Origin of the sequence: Cyanobacterium sp. HL-69, from assembly GCA_002813895.1 — a bacterium.
GTDB lineage: Bacteria > Cyanobacteriota > Cyanobacteriia > Cyanobacteriales > Cyanobacteriaceae > Cyanobacterium.
Genome location: CP024912.1, coordinates 1,561,769 through 1,579,873 on the forward strand (window position 1 = coordinate 1,561,769; position 18,105 = coordinate 1,579,873).

At 38.5% G+C, this 18,105-nt stretch carries 14 protein-coding genes, 1 tRNA gene and 1 pseudogene; 5 read left to right on the plus strand and 11 right to left on the minus strand.

The genetic code is table 11. The annotated features are described in order from the left end of the window. Positions 1 to 174: 174 nt before the first annotated feature. From AA637_RS07215 to rpsF, 6 genes and pseudogenes are all read right to left on the minus strand, one after another. Positions 175 to 1,446, minus strand: a complete 1,272-nt coding sequence (locus AA637_RS07215) for an S-layer homology domain-containing protein (protein WP_446684488.1) — start codon at positions 1,444 to 1,446, stop codon at positions 175 to 177. A gap of 146 nt (positions 1,447 to 1,592) precedes the next feature. Continuing rightward, complete coding sequence (mrdA, locus tag AA637_RS07220; protein ID WP_446684489.1) at positions 1,593 to 3,425, minus strand: penicillin-binding protein 2; 1,833 nt, start codon at positions 3,423 to 3,425, stop codon at positions 1,593 to 1,595. A 281-nt stretch (positions 3,426 to 3,706) separates the two neighbouring features. After that, complete coding sequence (locus AA637_RS07225) at positions 3,707 to 4,996, minus strand: bifunctional folylpolyglutamate synthase/dihydrofolate synthase (protein WP_446684490.1); 1,290 nt, start codon at positions 4,994 to 4,996, stop codon at positions 3,707 to 3,709. An 80-nt stretch (positions 4,997 to 5,076) separates the two neighbouring features. After that, a tRNA-Pro gene (locus AA637_RS07230) sits at positions 5,077 to 5,150 on the minus strand. A gap of 48 nt (positions 5,151 to 5,198) precedes the next feature. Beyond that, positions 5,199 to 5,555 (minus strand): DUF1818 family protein, encoded by a 357-nt coding sequence (locus AA637_RS07235; RefSeq protein WP_446684491.1) that lies wholly within the window; start codon positions 5,553 to 5,555, stop codon positions 5,199 to 5,201. 170 nt (positions 5,556 to 5,725) lie between these two features. Next, a pseudogene (gene rpsF, locus AA637_RS07240) lies at positions 5,726 to 6,079 on the minus strand (30S ribosomal protein S6); the annotation flags it as partial. Positions 6,080 to 6,300: 221 nt separating this feature from the next. On the opposite strand from rpsF, the gene AA637_RS07245 reads away from it, so the two are divergent. The 3 genes from AA637_RS07245 (at position 6,301) to AA637_RS07255 (ending at position 7,940) form a co-directional block, all read left to right on the plus strand. Beyond that, positions 6,301 to 6,966 carry an ISAs1 family transposase gene (locus AA637_RS07245; RefSeq protein WP_446684492.1) on the plus strand — a complete coding sequence of 222 codons (666 nt, stop codon included), beginning with the start codon at positions 6,301 to 6,303 and terminating at the stop codon, positions 6,964 to 6,966. Further along, complete coding sequence (locus tag AA637_RS07250) at positions 6,950 to 7,120, plus strand: hypothetical protein (protein WP_446684493.1); 171 nt, start codon at positions 6,950 to 6,952, stop codon at positions 7,118 to 7,120. Before AA637_RS07245 ends, AA637_RS07250 begins: the two co-directional genes overlap by 17 nt. Before the next feature lie 62 nt (positions 7,121 to 7,182). Further along, positions 7,183 to 7,940, plus strand: a protein-coding gene (locus tag AA637_RS07255) for an IS5 family transposase (protein WP_446684547.1) whose coding sequence is annotated in 2 segments (ribosomal slippage) — positions 7,183 to 7,522 and positions 7,522 to 7,940 — 759 coding nt in all. Because the reading frame shifts where the segments join, the coding sequence is not laid out codon by codon here. Positions 7,941 to 8,607: 667 nt separating this feature from the next. On the opposite strand, the gene AA637_RS07260 is transcribed toward AA637_RS07255, so the two are convergent. The 3 genes from AA637_RS07260 to AA637_RS07270 form a co-directional block, all read right to left on the minus strand. Beyond that, on the minus strand, positions 8,608 to 9,744 hold the full coding sequence (locus AA637_RS07260) for a radical SAM protein (RefSeq protein ID WP_446684494.1): 1,137 nt from the start codon (positions 9,742 to 9,744) through the stop codon (positions 8,608 to 8,610). Between the two features lie 96 nt (positions 9,745 to 9,840). Further along, the gene (locus AA637_RS07265) at positions 9,841 to 10,545 is read right to left on the minus strand and encodes a hypothetical protein (protein ID WP_446684495.1); all 705 of its coding nucleotides are present in this window, start codon (positions 10,543 to 10,545) and stop codon (positions 9,841 to 9,843) included. 162 nt (positions 10,546 to 10,707) lie between these two features. Continuing rightward, positions 10,708 to 11,694: a glycosyltransferase family 2 protein gene (locus AA637_RS07270; protein WP_446684496.1), complete on the minus strand. Its 987-nt coding sequence runs from the start codon at positions 11,692 to 11,694 to the stop codon at positions 10,708 to 10,710. Positions 11,695 to 11,788: 94 nt separating this feature from the next. On the opposite strand from AA637_RS07270, the gene AA637_RS07275 reads away from it, so the two are divergent. Beyond that, entirely contained in the window at positions 11,789 to 12,985 is a 1,197-nt protein-coding gene (locus tag AA637_RS07275) for a glycosyltransferase family 4 protein (protein ID WP_446684497.1), read from the plus strand. 165 nt (positions 12,986 to 13,150) lie between these two features. Continuing rightward, positions 13,151 to 16,393: a DNA topoisomerase (ATP-hydrolyzing) subunit B gene (gene gyrB / locus AA637_RS07280; protein WP_446684498.1), complete on the plus strand. Its 3,243-nt coding sequence runs from the start codon at positions 13,151 to 13,153 to the stop codon at positions 16,391 to 16,393. Between the two features lie 138 nt (positions 16,394 to 16,531). Here the strand turns inward: gyrB and AA637_RS07285 are convergent, their stop codons facing one another. Further along, complete coding sequence (locus AA637_RS07285) at positions 16,532 to 16,714, minus strand: hypothetical protein (RefSeq protein WP_446682190.1); 183 nt, start codon at positions 16,712 to 16,714, stop codon at positions 16,532 to 16,534. Positions 16,715 to 16,862: 148 nt separating this feature from the next. Next, complete coding sequence (gene moeB, locus AA637_RS07290) at positions 16,863 to 18,041, minus strand: molybdopterin-synthase adenylyltransferase MoeB (RefSeq protein ID WP_446682191.1); 1,179 nt, start codon at positions 18,039 to 18,041, stop codon at positions 16,863 to 16,865. Between the last annotated feature and the right edge of the window lie 64 nt (positions 18,042 to 18,105).

Genomic DNA, 18,105 nt, shown 5'->3' on the forward strand with positions numbered 1-18,105 from the left:
AGGGCGGGGAACAGATAGTAATTGTTTATTGTCAATTGTTACACGGTGAATAATAGTAAACTCTACTAATCGGATTTGGTATAATTTAAGAGGTGACAAAAAATGGACAAAGAGCATAAAACCCATTGTCCATAGTTTCCTTATTTATGATTTAAAGCCTAATACTTCCCGCACTTAGTTCATGACAAAGTCACTGTTAAAGGTGATATTGAGGTTAGTTTCAGGGCGGATTACTAATAAATCAACTCGGTTTCTGCCCAAAAATTGGGGAATAAGAGTCGCTAAAACCCCCGCTCCTGTGCCGATTAATAGTTCTCCAGTGGTTATGGTGCGATCGCCCGTCACCCCAGAAATAGCCGCAGCCGCAGCAGTACCAAGGGCTGCATTTTTCACCAAATTACCCACATCAGTACCACGAGAAACACTTTCAGTTTCAGTAATGATCTGAGAAGAAGCATCAATATTATATGTAACCGCATTACCATCAAACATTCTGCCATTAGCTAACTGTAAAGTTTGGGCAAAAAATTGAGTACCATTACCGCTAGGACGCAATTCCCCCGTAACCACACTATTACGAGGAATAATCACCTGACCACCACTATTAACAATATCTTCTCGGACAGCTAAAGTAAGAGGTACAGTTTCATTTTGAGTCAAGAGAATTTTTTCTGCTTCATAGGTGACGGGAATTTGGGTACCTGCCGTAATGCGGTTAGTCATGGCCGCAGGTAACTGATTGACAATGTAAGGAGAGCTTAAATTGGCTACTTGCCCTTGGGATGATAAGGCTTGATAAATAAAAGCGGCTACCTCTGCTCGGGTAGCATTGCGGGTAGGGTTCAGTTGTCTGGTATTAGGATAATTTACCACGATGCGATTTTCTGTGGCGGCGGCAATGGGCGATTGGGCAAAGCCAGAAATGGCATTAGAATCATTGAAAAAACTAACTACAGTGGCAGCACTATTCCGTGGAGTATAGTTTAAACCATTGGCCAAAGATACTAATACTTGCTCACGGGGGATATTTTGTTCAGGACGAAACACATTACTAGGATAACCCGATAAAAAGCCCATTTGATAGGCATTATTAATGGCTCCCGTAGCCCAATAGTTACTTGGCACATCACTAAAATTAATACCTCCACGAATGGTATCCTTTGGCAAAGCACTTTGTACCATCGCCGCAAATTGAGCCCTAGTTACAGGAGCTTCGGGGCGAAAAGTTCCATCAGGAAATCCCGCAATGACTCCTCTTTGTACCAATGCACCGATAAACTCAGAAGCCCAATGATTAGGGGATAAATCATTAAACTGAGTCGTGGTTTGGGCCATCACAGGGGCTGGACTTACCAAAGCCGTGGTAACGGGTAATAAAGAAGCGGAACCAAGGGTAAGGCTTAAAAATAAAGCCGTAGTGGTTTTATAAGAATTTAACTTAGACATAATATAAAAAACAGATATTAAAGATTGCTTATCTATTTATTATGGACTAAATTATTAGGGATGAGTTCCCGTAGTTGTTCTGTAATTATTTATAATCACATCCTAGGCACTCTAGGAATAAGACTTACACCCTGATTCCGATTTCTCTAATTAGTTTCATTAGCAAAATAAGCAGATAAAACCCTTTGTACAATGGGGGCCGCCACGGCACCACCACCACCCCCAGAATGTTCCACAAAAGCCACCACCACAATAGAAGGGTTGTCGTCATAGGGAGCATAAGCCCCAAACCACGCATGGGATTTTCCAGGAGGGGCTTCGGCGGTACCGCTTTTTCCCGCCACTGCAATGCCAGGAACAGCAGAACCTCCCCCAGTACCACTGGTAACTACTGCTCGAAGTCCTTGTTTGATGGTACTGATGGTTTCAGGTTTCATTCCTAAAGATTCTCTTTTGGCAAGGTAGGTTTCTGAGTCATTTTCTAAATGGGGGACAATGCGATAACCACCATTAGCTGGTATGGCAAACATCCCCGCCACTTGTAATGGGGTAGCGAGGGTAAAACCTTGCCCAATGGACATATTAAGGGTATCTCCTGCTGTCCAGTCCATGTTAAAGCGACTTTGTTTCCATTCATTATCAGCGATTAAACCAGGGGTTTCTTCTACTAATTCAATACCTGTTTTACTGCCAAAACCAAATTTTCTTGACCACTCGATCAAATTCTCTCCTCCTACCCCATAGCCGATTTGCCCGTAGAAAGTATTACTACTCCAAGCCATGGAACGAATGTAGTTCATGGGGCCAAAACCAGCCCGATTCCATTCCCCTAGGGCCATTCCTGCTCTGCGCAAAAAGGCATAGGTAGGTAATACGGTATTAGGGGGATATTTTCCTGTTTCCATACCCGCGGCCGCGGTAACTACTTTGAAGGTGGAGGCGGGGGGAAAACCGACTATGGAGCGGTTAATGAAAGGGTTTCCTTGTCCTTGTACTTCTTGCCAAATTTCGGGGGTGATGTTATCAGAAAAGATATTGGGATCAAACCCTGGATAACTTACCATGGCTAAAACGCCACCATCACGGGGATCTAGGGCTACTACGGCACCTTTGCGATCGCCAAGGGCTTCCTCTGCAACTTTTTGTAATTCTAAATCGAGGGTGAGTTGTATATCTTGCCCGGCAACGGCTTCTTGTACCCCCACTCGGCGCACAATTTTTCCAGCGCCATCGGTTTCAAGGACAATTCCCCCCCATTGCCCTCTCAATTTGGATTCCAAACCCCTCTCAATACCCATTTTGCCGATGACATCCCCAAGGCGATAACCTTCGTTGCGTCGTTGTTCTAATTCTTCGGCGTTAATTTCTCTGGTATAACCCAAGACGTGGGAAGCAACTCTATTGTTAGGATAATTACGAATTGTCTCGATGCTTAATTCTACTTCCCCCAATATCTCTCTATTTTCTTCGATGGCGGTTATTTGTTGGGGGGTGAGATTACTACCGACTTTTACGAGGGTAGGACTATCGAGGTTTTCTCCTTTTAATTTTTCTTGTAATTCTTCGGGGTTGGTATTTAAAATTTTTGCCAGTTCAATTTTTACTTCTTCCCAGTTGGGTTGTATTTGTATTCTGGGTAATAAATAGGCAGAGTGGGATAAACGAGTGGATGCTAATACCCTCCCTTTGCGATCGAATAAATTACCCCTAACGGGGGCTTGAGGGATAATTCTGGTACGATTAGAGGCAGCTTTTTCCGCAAACTCCTGTCCTTTGATAATCTGAAAATAAGTTAATCGAGATGCAATACCGCCAAAGAGGAACAAAGTAATCAAAATCATGATCATGATGGGTTGATCTTTTTGTCCTACGGTTAGCCACTTTTTCTTTTTCTGTTGAGAAATATTGGAAAGGGTGGTGTAGGGAGTGGTACTAGGGGAATTTTTCTTCCTTTTAGGAATGGGAGGTACTATTTGCATTTTAGGCGGAGCAGTAATTTTTTTCAATGGAAAAAGGGGTTAATGAAGAATTTATTATAGGGTAATAAACTTTTCATTTCTACTAAAGTTTTCGAGGGCAGAAGGTGAATTATTTTTTTGCACGACAATCTTTTTTGCAAGTTTTTTTGAATAATACATTAGAGTTACAAAAATGTGTCCCCATTTCTTGGGCAGGATTATATCTTTGTTTTTAATCTAATTTTCCATTACAAATCGAGGTTAACATATTTTATATTTTCTGGTTTTTGACATTGAAGGTATTATTTCTCTTGGGTTTTACCCAAAAAGTGACCAAGTAAATACAGTGAGCCACAAAGGACGATGGTATTTTCTTCAGGATTAGCCACGATAAGGGCTTGGTCTAGTCCTTTAAATAAGTCTGATTCTATTTTGATTTTATCTAAGTCAGGACAGGTTTGTTGGGCTATATGGGCTAATTCTGTGGGTTCTGCACTACTATGATCGGGTACCGGTACTATGATCAGTTGATCCCCTGATTTTAATAATGTTTTTAGGATTCCTTGATGATCTTTTGTGGATAACATTCCCATTACCCAAGTGGTTTTTTTGTGGAGGGTATCAATATATTTTCTAAGAATTTTGGCTGAGTCAACGTTGTGAGCGCCATCGATGAGCATAGGCTGATTTTGCCATGTAGTCCATTCTAGTCTGCCTTGCCAACGGGTTTTTTTCATCCCTTGGATAATAACTTGGGGATCAATATGCCATCCTTGTTTGATAAGGGTTTGGATCGTGGCGATCGCAATGGCGGAGTTATGAAGTTGTATGTCTCCGTTTAAACTCAAGGGATATTCTATGCCCTGATAGGTAGCCCATGATTCTTGATTTTTGGTTATTCTTTGGGCTGGTTCGATTGATGTGTGGGGGCATTGGAGAGTTTCAATTTTTTCCATCACCACTTCATGGGCTTCGGGGGGAAGTTTACCCACAATGACGGGGCATCCCTGTTTTATTACCCCTGCTTTTTCTGTGGCGATTTTACCGAGGGTATCTCCTAATCTTTGCCAATGTTCCCTACTAATAGATGTAATTATACTGGCTAAGGGGCGATCGCCCACATTAGTAGCATCTAATCTACCACCCAAACCCACCTCCATCACGGCCACATCTACCTGACATTGGGCAAAATAAAGCCAAGCCGCAGCAGTAATCACCTCAAATTGGGTGGGGTATTCCTCGGAGGGAGTATCGGCAGGGCGAAGGGCGATCGTTTTTTTGATATGAGATAGAATTTCAATCAAACTATCATCGGTAATATGTTGATTATTAATACAAATTCGTTCATTCCAACAGATGAGGTGAGGAGAAATGAAACGACCAGTTTTGTAACCAGCTTCCGTCAAAATAGACGATAAATAAGCACATACCGAACCCTTACCGTTCGTACCCGCCACATGGATGAAAGGTACTCTTTCATGGGGATTGCCCAACTCAGCCAAAAGTTTCCTAATTCTCACTAAGCCCAAATTAATGCCAAACCGTTGGAAAGGCTCTAGTAAACCATTAATTTCCCCCTGTCTGTTAGTCATCAATGATATACCCCCATAAAAAAAGAGAGTCCAAAAACTTCCCTAGAAGAATCTGAACTATTTTAGTTTGTTTTTGACTATCGGAGCGGCGGGATTTGAACCCACGACCCCCACTACCCCAAAGTGGTGCGCTACCAAGCTGCGCTACGCCCCGTTTCTCAACAGTATATGATTATAGCGAATAAAACTTATGGTTGTCAAGTCAAAATGATTTCAAAGATTGAGCCGCCTTGATTAACTCTGGAATCGCATGGCTTTGCCAACTACCCTCCGCCCCACGATGTTGATGGAGAATAATTCGTAAACGATAATTATTCACATAACCGTCCGCCCCTAGCCATAACAAAGGGCTTTCCACCTCACAAGAAATAGTTTCCTCCTCCATCAGATGTTCTGCCATACTGTCCATGGTGTCCCTGATTTGGGCAAGAAGACGACAAAAATCTTCCATTTCAGGGGCTGATAATTCCAATGCCCAGTCATCAGCACCAATTAAACCTTTATATATGTCAGGTTTTTCTTGCCAACCGATACGCCAACCTTTTCCTTTTTTTAACACAACTATTATTAATGTTAATTTGAAAAAAACAAGGTGGGCATTGCCCACCCTACGGTTAATTAGGCCTCCACGGGAGTGGCTTCTTCTGGCTCTTCGGTGGTGGTGTTTTCTTCTTTTTCTTCTTCGGTAGCGACTACTTCTTCCGAAGATTCTTCGGTAGCAACTACGGGAGCAGGAGTTTCAACGGTTTCTTCTACTTCAGGAAGTTCGTTTTCCTCAAATTCAATTTCTTTGTCTAGTTTCATGGTTAAGTAACGAATTACTTCTTCACTTAGACGCATATTTCTTTCGAGGGGGGCTACTTGAGATCCATCCCCGGTGAAGTAACTTAAGATATAAAATCCTTCTTGAAATCTTTGAACTTCGTAAGCGAGACGACGTTTGCCCCATACTTCCATGGACACTTTTTGTGCACCTAAGTCTTTGAGAAGATCACGATATTTGTGCATCTGCTGGTTTACTTGCTGTTGGGTTAAGTCAGGACGCAAGATAAACATTAATTCATAGGTGTTGGGTGTAGTCATTTTAAAATTTTTCTCCTTATGGACTATAGTGGCTTCCTTCTTGAGTTTAAGAAGCAAGGTTGTTTTTTTGTTGCCAAACATTTAATTATAACAGTTTTGGAATTAAACCGAAATAAATAATAACTAGATATCAGGGCAAACGCATACTAAAAATTTATGAGAAAGTGATATGGTAAACATCATAGAGGAAATTAATAGCCGTGATTTCTGAGAAATCATACTTGTGGAAACATTTTGAAAATATTGAAGACCCACGAACCAGTTACTTAATTGAACATAAATTAGTTGATATCATAGCATTAACAATTTTAGCCGTTATTTGTGGTGCCGACTCTTGGGTGGAAATTGAAGAATATGGTAAAAGTAAAGTATCTTGGCTAGAAACATTTCTCGAACTGCCCAATGGTATTCCTTCTCATGATACTATTGATCGTTTATTTGCTCGTCTATGTCCAAAGCAATTACAATCAGCTTTCCTAGATTGGATTAATCATATTGCTCAGATAACACAAGGAGAAATAATAGCTATTGATGGTAAAACATTACGGCACTCTTATGATTCAAGTCAAAATAAAAGTGCCATTCATATGGTAAGTGCGTGGGCTAGTAATAATAACTTGGTTTTGGGACAGTTAAAAGTAGAAGATAAATCCAATGAAATTACAGCAATTCCGAAATTATTGGCAGTTTTAGAACTTAATGGTTGTATTGTGACCATTGATGCAATGGGGTGTCAAAAGGACATAGCTAAAAGGATTATCGAGAAAGGGGGAGAGTATATTCTTAGCCTCAAAGGTAATCAAGGTAATTTATTTGAGGATGTAAAACAATTATCTGATTGGGCATGGAAAAATAATTATCAAGAAATCATTGGCGGAAAAATATGAAACCATAGAAAAGAATCATGGTCGAATTGAAAAACGTCGTTACTGGTTGATGAATTCGGTGGCAGATTTCATCGATAGTGAAAAATGGGTGGGGTTAAAAACTATCGGAATAGTGGAATCAGAAAGAAAAATTTTAGGGCGTGTCATCAAATAAAAGAGAATAACAGATAAAATAAGGATGATAGTAATTGTGACAAAAGTGAGGATATGGTAGAGATGCGCAGGTATGGTTTGAGAGACGATCAATGGGAAAAAATTAAAGATTTATTACCGGGTCGATTTGGTACAGTGGGAGTCACCGCCAAAGATAATCGACTTTTTGTCAAAGCGGTATTGTACAGGTATCAAGCTGGTATTCCTTGGCGAGATTTACCTAGTCGATTTGGTGATTTTAGAGTGGTTCATACTCGTTTTAGTCGTTGGAATAAAAAAGGTGTCTGGGAAAAAGTTTTTCAAATTTTGGCAGGAGATAGTGACGATGAATATGCCATGATTGATTCAACCATAGTAAGAGCACACCAGCATAGTGCTGGTGCAAAAGGGGGGATAAAAACGAGGAAGCAATAGGTCGAAGTAAAGGAGGTTTAAGTACAAAAATTCATACTACGGTTGACGCATTAGGTAATCCTACAGGTTTTTTCCTCACCGGAGGACAAAAATGTGATTTGGACGGTGCAGATGTTTTACTAAAAGAAATAAAGGCAGATATTTTGTTAGGGGACAAAGGTTATGATGCGGATGAAAGAGTTCTGGAAAAGCTAAAGAAGCAGGATAAAATAGCGGTTATTACACCAAAAAGAAATAGAAAAGAACAACGAGAATATGATAAGTATTTATATCAAGCAAGACATTTGATTGAGAACTTTTTTGCCCGATTAAAACAATATAGAGCCATAGCCACTAGGTATGATAAACGAAAAATAAATTTTCTTGGTGCTATTTATCTAGCCGCAGTCGTTATATGGCTTAATTGATGACACGCCCTAGATATTTTTAGGGCAAACGTATACTAAAAATTTATGAGAAAGTGATGTGGTAAATATCATTGAGGTAATTAATTGCCCTGAGTTATCAGAAATCATACTTGTAAAATATTTTGAAAATATTGAAGATTTCTGAATCAGCTACTTAATTGAAAATAAATTCTTTGACATCTTCTACACTTAAACTGCTCTTAATTTTCACTGCCAGAACATAATTTTCATTGGTCACTAAAGCATTAATTTCTAAAGTTTTATAATCTAACTTTTTCTTGACTCTTTTGAATAGTTGGTGAATAGGAATACCACGACTAGCAAGGATAGTTTCACAAGTAGGGGCAATCTACCCACAAAACGACCATACTCTTCCCCTAAACCTCATATTTCTTGACTTAATAGTTTAAGTTGTTTATCGGTTTTTTGTGATTATTTTTTTAATAGTTGTTCAGTTTATTTTGAGCTTCTACCAATTTCCCTCACAAGTTCTAAACATCATCAGCACTGGTTGCAGTCATGATTTTATTTTTGACTTAATGATTACTCTTTCTATTTCAATCAATGTTTAAGAGCAATCAAGTAAAACCGACTAATTGCGATCGCCCATAATTCTTCCATGGAGCGCAATGCTATGATAACGAGCGCCCCTGAAGATAATAAAAAATTAACTAGGAATCATTTGATTTTCCAAATCTGAAGAAGAATCAAAATTATTCAACAAAAGTTTGCCAGAATCAGACTGCTCAATTTGATTAATCATAAATTGAATCATCGGTTTAGCAATAGTACATTCTAACTTGCCATTTTCATCATAAACTCGCTCACTAGAAATGGCCTCTGCAATGGGTAACTGATTACAATAACCATAAAAAGAACAACTATGACAGTTTTCCGAACGACTTTGACGAACAGAAATCGTATGCTCATATTCAGCACTTTGTCTAATTTCGGTCAATGATTGACGAAAAATGTTGCCCATCAAACCATCAGCAGAATAGGCATCCCCATGGCTATAGACATCCCCATTGGTATTAACGATATATGCCCATTCTTCCGTTTGAGGATTATAAATAGTTTTTTGCCCCCCCGCTAAATAACGAACTGCTGCTTTAAAATAGTCCCATATAGGTAAAACTTTAATATTAGTAGGTTGAGCAAATTGAGCCTTTGCCACCTCTTGAAGCGCCTTTAAAGTTTGTTCATGACTCACCAAAATGGGTTCAACCCGTGGAGGAGGATTGGTGTGACTAAAAATGGGCAACATTCTATAGCTTATGTGCAAATCATTATAAAACTCATAGGTGGGTAACACATGATTGATATTAGCTCCATGAAGTACCATAATTGCTGCAAAAGGAATATTTCTGTCTATCAGTCTTTGCATATTATCCAAGACTCGATCTTGAGAATCTTTTCCCTTAATATCTATTCTTTGATTGCCAAATACATCAAAGGACATACCCAAACTAATTTCCAACTCCTCTAGTAAATCTAAAGTTGCATCGGAAATCTGTACCAAATTACTTTGCACTCCATTGGTATATTCCAAACCTGCTGAGTCTAAATATTTTTTTTGTATTTCCCGAAAAGCTCGTAAATAACTATGGGGTAACAATAACGCCTCTCCTCCATGTAAAATAAAATTAACTACTCTATTTTCCACAGGTTGTGATTTTAAATAAATTGCTAAATTACGGAAGAAAAAATCTAGTCCCTCTAAAGGCATTCTTTCTTTATTGTCTAATTCTTCGTATTCATAGCAATAATTACAGCGTAAATTGCAAAGTTTACTTAACTTCATTACAAAGTGCATTTTTATTCTCCTAATTCATAAAATGTATTGGAAATAGGAGAAACTCTGATGTTTTCTCCTACTATTTTGTCTTTGCTCTGTTAATTATCTTCCGAAATTATTAGGAGTAGTGGTATTACGAGGCATGGTATTGATTCTTCCAGGTCGAACGGGCGGTTCTACGGGGGTACTAGGATCTACGGGGGTTATAATGCGAGGAGATACTCGATTATTATCAAGTTGAATTCGGTCAAAGCTATCTCTTACTCTGGGGATGCTGGTACCATTTTCAAGACGACGCATTTGATCATCTCCACTGGCATCTCTTTCCCAATTTCCTCCTTCTCTCCAACCAGATTCAGACCAAGGGCCAGCATCAGGGCCTTGCGTCCAAGTACCTCCCTCTGTCCAACTCTGACTAACAAGATCGCAGTTACCAATACATTCTTTGGCTACCTGTCCATTTGTGATAAGTCCTTCTTGAACTGTTAAAATTTCTCCGCTAACAAATCGGTAAAATCCATCTTGTAAGGGTTTACGAATTCCACCATTTTCGATTTGATAGGCTCGGTTTCCTTCTAGTTGGATTAGATTTTCTTTGATTTCTTTGATTTGTAAACTACTAGGGGCGATCGCACCGTTTCTCTCAATCAATTGGCCATTTTGTGCCGATGCTGATTTAACTAAATTTTGGTCTAGTACCTGAAATAGTTGACCAGCCAAGCCACTTTGATGGGCAACGGATAAACCGGCTACAGCCACCAAGGCAAGAACTATATTTTGAGAATTGTTATTTGGGATTTTATCCATAATATATAAAATTTATAAAAAACTGGAAATATCATAACATAAATTAAAATTCTGTTTTTTAAGATAGTTAGTTTATTGTATTATGTAATACTCATTCCGTTAAGTTAAGTTACGATGCAGAATATAATATAAATTATTATATATTTAGTATATTCAAAATAATTAACTATTTGATCTTACTTGTTCAGCATAATCTTTTGGCTTAAGTCTTCTAATCAACTTAAAAAGATCTTGTCTAATAACCAGAGGAAAATATGATAAGACTAACCCTAAATAAACTCTAAGTGAATTATTTTTTTTCGAGATTAACTCTTTAATATATTTTCTTCCTTTGGTAGTTTGTCCTTGTTCAATTAATCTTAAAGCTAAAAATATTGTGGTAGTATTAATTCTGGTTTTACGATAATCTTCTACTATCTTATCATTAAAATTAAATCTGTTTAAATAGTTTAAATAATCTTCTAAATAAACTATAGAACGATCCAAGGTATTTTGTTCCTCATGGAATCTATACTCCATTAGTATTAATGGTAAATAATAACCATTTTTATTATTTAGAGCTAGTCTTACAAAAAGATCATTGTCTTCACAATTTTGAATATTTGGTAATAAAAAATCAACTTCATCTAATATTTTTTTACGAAATAACGTTGCTCCAATTTGAAAAACTTGTTTAATAAACACTTTTTCTAGTAAATCTTTAACTATCCCTTCTTCTAAGTTATTTCGTCCCCATTTTTCAGAGTTTATTTTAGTGATGCTTTCATTTCTTATACTCTTACTATCTATAATCCAATGATCTGTACCTACAAAATCTATTTGATGATTTGTATTTAAAATATTTACTGTTTTTTCTAAAAATTCTGGAGTTAAACCATCATCGTCATCAAGTTTTAAAAAGTATTCTCCCGTAGCTTTTTCAAATCCGGATCTCATATTGTTACTTTTACCTATATTTTTTTTATGTTGAATATAGATAATGCGATTATCCTTAAAATTATCAACTATTTCTGCTGTATTATCTGTTGAGCCATCATCACATATAATTAGTTCAAAATCTGAGTAAGTTTGATTTAAAACACTGTTAACAGAATATTGTAAATAGTCAGATCTATTATAGGTTGGGATACAAACACTAACTCTGGGCATAATTACATTAGGATGATGATTTTATGACTATAATAACCAAAATCTTTTTTTTATTCTTAATTATTAATATAAGGGCGATCGCCCTTAACTTTACATGAAAATTTTAATAATTTCCAACACCTTTCCCTATCCGCCCAGTCGGGGGGGAACCCAAGTCAGAACATTTAATCTAATTAAATATCTTAAGGCAAATCATCGCCTAACCATGGTTACTCAAATCGATGAAGAAGTACAACCATCAGAAATCGAAGCATTAAAAACCTATGTAGATAACCTAATAACCTTTCCTCGCCAACAAAATAACCATCAAGGGGGATTTATCCAACGTTTTGCCAACTTCCTCATCACAGGCACTCCCCCCAGCGTAGTAGCTAATTATAACCACTCGATGCAAGAATGGATTAATAAAGCGGTTGAAAATAAAGAATTTGATGCCATTACCTGCGAACATAGTGTCAATGAAATCTACGTCAACCCCCAATGGCAACAACAACTTAAAACCGTAGTAAATATCCATAGTTCAGTATATCGCACCTGTAAAAATCAACTGGAAACAGGTACCGCAGAAAAACCTAAGCGCGATCGCATTTATCTCCCCTTACTATACCGTTACGAAAAAAAATATTGCCAAAAATTTACCAATCTAGTCGTTACCACCGCCGAAGATGCCCAATCCATCAAGGAAATATCGGGAAAATCAGCCATTACCGTCATTCCCAATGGTGTTGACTTAGATATATTCCCCTTTCGCCCCCAGCCCGTAAATAACCACACGTTAATTATCACAGGGGGAATGGATTACTTTGTTAATATTGATGCTACTTGTTTTTTTACCCGCCAAGTTTTTCCCCTAATTCAAAACCAATATCCAGACGCAACCTTGATGATAGTAGGCTCAAAACCCTCCTTAGAAGTCCAAAGCCTAGCCAAAAAGAAAGGAGTAATCGTAACTGGTAGAGTACCATCCATGGCAGAATATTTACACAAAGCCTCAGTATGTGTTATTCCCATGCGTACAGGATTTGGCATCAAAAATAAAACCCTTGAAGCCATGGCAACAGGTATTCCCATCGTCGCCAGTGATAGGGGATTAGAAGGCTTAACCGTAGATAACCCCCTTTGTGCCTTACGGGCAAATAAAATAGAAGACTATGTAAAACAAATCTGTAAATTGTTCGATAATCGTGATTTAGGTCAAGAAATAGCTTATAATGCTCATAAAATGATTGAAAATGATTATAGTTGGGAAAAATTCGCTATGGATTATGAAAAAATCATTACCAGCCAATAATATTCATCTCAAAGCTCATCAAATCAATTCTACACCCCACCCCAAAAAATCGTTTACAACCCCTTTTAAATCTTGATAGACTATTATGTGTTATAATTTTGGATAAAAATATCATTTAATAAAAAACAAGGCAATCTATAGCCTTAATAAGGGGAACATAATAATATGGCTATCGAAAAACAAACCTCCAACTATGGAGCAGAGCAAATCCAAGTACTGGAGGGGTTAGAACCTGTTAGAAAGCGGCCGGGGATGTATATCGGTACAACAGGGCCAAGGGGTTTGCATCACTTGGTATATGAAGTTGTAGATAACTCCATTGATGAAGCCTTAGCAGGACATTGTAGCCATATTGAAGTAGATATTAATGAAGATGGCTCAGTCAGCGTTATTGATGATGGGCGGGGTATTCCCACCGATGTCCACCCTAGCACCAATCGATCTGCCCTCGAAACCGTAATGACGGTGCTTCACGCAGGGGGAAAATTTGGCGGCGGTGGTTATAAAGTCTCTGGGGGTTTGCACGGGGTAGGTATTTCCGTGGTAAATGCCCTTTCTGAATGGGTAGAGGTGAAGGTATGGCGTAATGGTAGTCTCCACCAACAACGTTATGAAAGAGGGATTCCCATTACCGAATTAGTTGCCCAACCTGATGCGGAGCATTCTACTGGTACATCCATCAGTTTTATGCCCGATGCTCTCATTTTTAGCGAAACCACAGAGTTTAATTACGCCATCCTTTCCAATCGTTTAAGGGAATTGGCTTACCTCAATGCGGGAGTTAAAATTACCTTTGGCGATCGCCGTTTAGAATCTTTAAAAGAAGAAACCTACTGTTATGAAGGGGGTATCAAAGAATACGTCACCTACATGACAAGGGAAAAAGATGTTCTCCATCAAGACATTATCTATGTAGAAGGAGAAAAAAATGGCGTACAAGTAGAAGTAGCCTTCCAGTGGTGTATAGATGCCTATAGCGATACAATCTTAGGCTTTGCCAACAACATCCGCACCGTGGATGGTGGTACTCACCTAGAAGGACTAAAAACCGTACTAACTAGAACTTTAAACAACGTTGCCCGTAAACGTAATAAAATTAAAGAGAATGAACCCAACCTTGCAGGGGAGAACGTCCGAGAAGGTTTAACCGCAGTAATTTCCGTAAAAGTACCCGATCCCGAATTTGAAGGACAAACGAAAACGAAACTCGGTAACTCCGAAGTGCGCGGTATCGTTGATTCCCTCGTAGGGGAAGTATTAAACGAATACTTAGAATTTAATCCCCATGTAGCCGACAGCATCATTGAAAAAGCAGTTCAAGCCTTTAAAGCTGCCGAAGCGGCCCGTCGTGCCAGAGAATTAGTACGCCGTAAATCCGTTTTAGAATCTTCCCCCTTACCCGGAAAACTCGCCGATTGTAGTACAAGAGATCCCTCTGAATCTGAAATTTTCCTCGTGGAAGGCGACAGTGCGGGTGGATGTTTTTCAGGAGATACAGAAATAGCCCTTGTTGATGGTCGAAATATTAGCTTTAAACAATTAGTACAAGAGCAGAAAGAGGGTAAAAAACATTTTTGCTATACCATTCGTAAGGATGGAACCATCGGCGTTGAGAGCATTATCCACCCTCGCATCACAAAAAGAAATACCCAAGTTATCAAAGTAACCCTAGATAATGGTGAGCAGATCGTTTGTACTCCAGATCATCGCTTTATGTTGCGTGATGGTAGCTACAAACAAGCTCAAAATTTAACTCCAGAAGATTCTTTAATGCCTTTGTACCGCAAAATATCTTCAACTCAAGATAAAGCCATCACCATAGATGGTTATGAAATGGTGTGGAATCCTCGTTCTGATTCTTGGTTATTTACCCATTTAGTAGCTGATTGGCATAACCGTTGGCAGGGTGTTTACAAAAAAGAAGATGGGCAACATTGTCATCACATAGATTTCAATAAAAGAAACAATAATCCTACTAACTTAGTTCGTTTAAGTGCTGATGAACATTTAGCGTTACATCGATCGCACTTAGAATATACCTTACACCGTTCCGATGTAAAAGAAAAATGTCGTCAACTCAGACAAAAAGACGAATTCCGTCAGATGATGAGTGCAAGGATGAAACAGGAGGATACTCGTGAAATATTATCCACTAACGCTAAAGCCCTGTGGGAAGATACCGAGTATAAAATTTACATGGCGGAAAAATGGTTAGATTTTTATAACAGTAACCCTGAATACCGTCAGCAAAACGCTCAACAATTATACGAAGCCCAACAAAAATATTGGAGCGACGAAAATAATCGTCAAATTCAAAGTGAGAAAGTAAAAGACTTTTTCAAAAATAATCCTTCTGCCCGTCAAGAATTGTCTGATTTGGCAAAAAAACAGTGGGAAGATCAGGATTTATTAGATTGGAGAAGAGAAGAGACTAAAAAACAGTGGACTCCTGAGTTTAGAGAAAAGCGTCGTCAAGCCTTAGCAAAAACTTACTATAACAAAACCATCTGTGCCCTCAAGCAAATTGAAATAGATTGCGGTTATGTGGATATTGAAGCCTACAATCAATATCGTTTACAAACAAAGGATAAAACCTTATTAAAGTTAGAAACCTTTGGAGAACGTTATTTTCACGGCAATCAAGAGCAAGTTTTGGAAGCCGTTGCTAATTATAATCATCGAGTAGTAAAAATTGAGCCTCTCACAGAATTAATTGATGTTTATGACATAGAAGTACCCCATACTCATAACTTTGCTTTGGCTAGTGGTGTCTTTGTTCATAATAGTGCAAAGCAAGGGCGCGATCGCCGTTTCCAAGCCATCCTACCTCTAAAAGGTAAAATCTTAAACATCGAAAAAACCGATGATGCTAAGATTTACAAAAATAATGAAATTCAATCCCTAATTACTGCATTGGGTTTAGGTATCAAAGGGGATGAATTTGATCCAAGTCAACTCAGGTACCATCATATCGTGATTATGACTGATGCTGACGTAGATGGCGCGCACATCAGAACCCTTTTACTGACTTTCCTTTACCGTTATCAAAGAGAATTGGTAGAGCAGGGATATATCTATATTGCTTGTCCTCCCCTTTATAAACTAGAAAGAGGAAAAAATCATTATTACTGCTATAGCGAAAGGGAATTGCAGGAAAAAATAGCTGAGTTTCCTAGCAATGCTAACTATAGTATCCAAAGATTTAAAGGTTTAGGGGAAATGATGCCCCAACAGTTGTGGGATACCACCATGAATCCTGAAACCCGCATGATGAAAAGGGTTGAAATTGAAGATGCCGCAGAAGCCGATCGCATCTTTACCGTGTTAATGGGTGATAGAGTAGCCCCCCGACGGGAATTTATTGAAACCCACGGGCCACGACTAAATCTAACAGAACTAGACGTATAATCAGATGGTGGGGTTATTCGTAACCCCATAAAAAAAGTGAATATTGACACTGACTATAATTTGTAAGAGATAAAGACTTAAATATTATTTATATAGTTATTTAAGTGAGTTTTGAGACAGTTTCACCAGCTAAAATCCCTATTCTATAAATCTTTTATAATCTGGTAGTGTTTCATCTTCATAAGGAATATCAAAATATTCAGCCATTTCCTTGGGGAAAATTATATTCACTTCGACCGGTTCATCACCAGGAAAATATGATTTTTCGTGCAGAGTTTTATTACGTTTTTTAATGTATATATTTGATATATTAAAAGCCATTTTTGCTTTGAGTGATACAATTCCACTTGAGGTGATTGATATTCACCTTATTTTATTTTTATACCTTTAGCCTACAAATATTTTTATCTAACAGCTTAATTATCGATGGCTTACCGATAAAACCTAACACCTAGAACCTAACACCTAATTAATATTGAGGTACAGAAGAATCAACTTCTTCACTCCAAGCGGCAATACCGCCTTTCACATTAATTCCCTCAATTCCTGCTTCTTTAAGGATATTAAGAGCTTTGGCAGAGCGTCCACCCAATTTACAATGGGCAATCAGGCGTTTATCTCCTACCAACTCCTTAACTTTTGCTACTCCATCACCATCTTCAATATCAGGTAAAGGAATCAAAGTAGCATTAGGAATTTTAGCGATTTGATACTCGTTAGGATTACGCACATCAATTAATACATAATCGTCGGCATCACTATCCAATAACTCTTTTAACTGGGTTACGGTCATCTCCTCCAATGCCCCCTCGCTTTCACTGGCTTGGGCTGCTGCTTGGGGAATACCGCAAAATTGTTCATAGTCAATGAGTTTTTCAATGACGGGGCGCACAGGATTAGGACGTAGTTTCAATTCCCTAAACTTCATGCCCATGGCATCATAGAGTAATAATCTACCGCTGAGGGTTTTGGCAGGATCAACCCTTAAAATAATTTTAATGGCTTCAGTGGCTTGGATTGTACCGATAATACCACATAAAACCCCTAAAACTCCTCCTTCGGCGCAGGAAGGAACCATGCCTGGTGGTGGTGGCTCAGGATATAAGTCACGGTAGTTGGGGCCGCCCTCATAGTTAAATACGGTGGCTTGTCCTTCAAAGCGGAAAATAGAGCCGTAAACGTTGGGTTTATTTAACAATACACAGGCATCGTTAGTGAGGTAACGGGTGGGAAAATTATCTGTACCGTCAATGATTACGTCGTAGGGTTCAAGAATTTTAAGGGCATTTTCTGAGCTAAGGCGGGTTTCATATAAGTCAACCTGACAGGTGGGGTTAATTTCTAAAATACGATTTTTTGCGGATTCAATTTTAGGTTTACCTACCCATGAAGTACCGTGAATTACTTGTCTTTGCAGGTTGGAATGATCGACTACGTCAAAATCTACTATACCAATCCGCCCAATACCAGAAGCGGCTAAATATAATAAAAGAGGTGAACCTAATCCCCCCGTGCCTATACAGAGTACACTCGCTGCTTTGAGACGTTTTTGCCCTTCCAATCCGACTTCGGGCAAAATGATGTGTCGTGCGTAGCGTTCGTACTCATCTTTATTCAGTTCTATAGAGTCTAAATTAGGATTGAGCATTTTTAAATTTAATGTTAGCAGAAATTTTTTCTGTAAGTGATTATTTTAACAAATTTCCAGCTAG

Excerpts from the sequence above, each read along its gene's own strand:
- AA637_RS07215 (WP_446684488.1), bottom strand. The coding sequence starts at position 1,446 with ATGTCTAAGTTAAATTCTTATAAAACCACTACGGCTTTATTTTTAAGC.
- mrdA (WP_446684489.1), bottom strand. The coding sequence starts at position 3,425 with ATGCAAATAGTACCTCCCATTCCTAAAAGGAAGAAAAATTCCCCTAGT.
- AA637_RS07225 (WP_446684490.1), bottom strand. The coding sequence starts at position 4,996 with ATGACTAACAGACAGGGGGAAATTAATGGTTTACTAGAGCCTTTCCAA.
- AA637_RS07260 (WP_446684494.1), bottom strand. The coding sequence starts at position 9,744 with ATGAAGTTAAGTAAACTTTGCAATTTACGCTGTAATTATTGCTATGAA.
- AA637_RS07265 (WP_446684495.1), bottom strand. The coding sequence starts at position 10,545 with ATGGATAAAATCCCAAATAACAATTCTCAAAATATAGTTCTTGCCTTG.
- AA637_RS07270 (WP_446684496.1), bottom strand. The coding sequence starts at position 11,694 with ATGCCCAGAGTTAGTGTTTGTATCCCAACCTATAATAGATCTGACTAT.
- AA637_RS07275 (WP_446684497.1), top strand. The coding sequence starts at position 11,789 with ATGAAAATTTTAATAATTTCCAACACCTTTCCCTATCCGCCCAGTCGG.
- gyrB (WP_446684498.1), top strand. The coding sequence starts at position 13,151 with ATGGCTATCGAAAAACAAACCTCCAACTATGGAGCAGAGCAAATCCAA.
- AA637_RS07285 (WP_446682190.1), bottom strand. The coding sequence starts at position 16,714 with ATGGCTTTTAATATATCAAATATATACATTAAAAAACGTAATAAAACT.
- moeB (WP_446682191.1), bottom strand. The coding sequence starts at position 18,041 with ATGCTCAATCCTAATTTAGACTCTATAGAACTGAATAAAGATGAGTAC.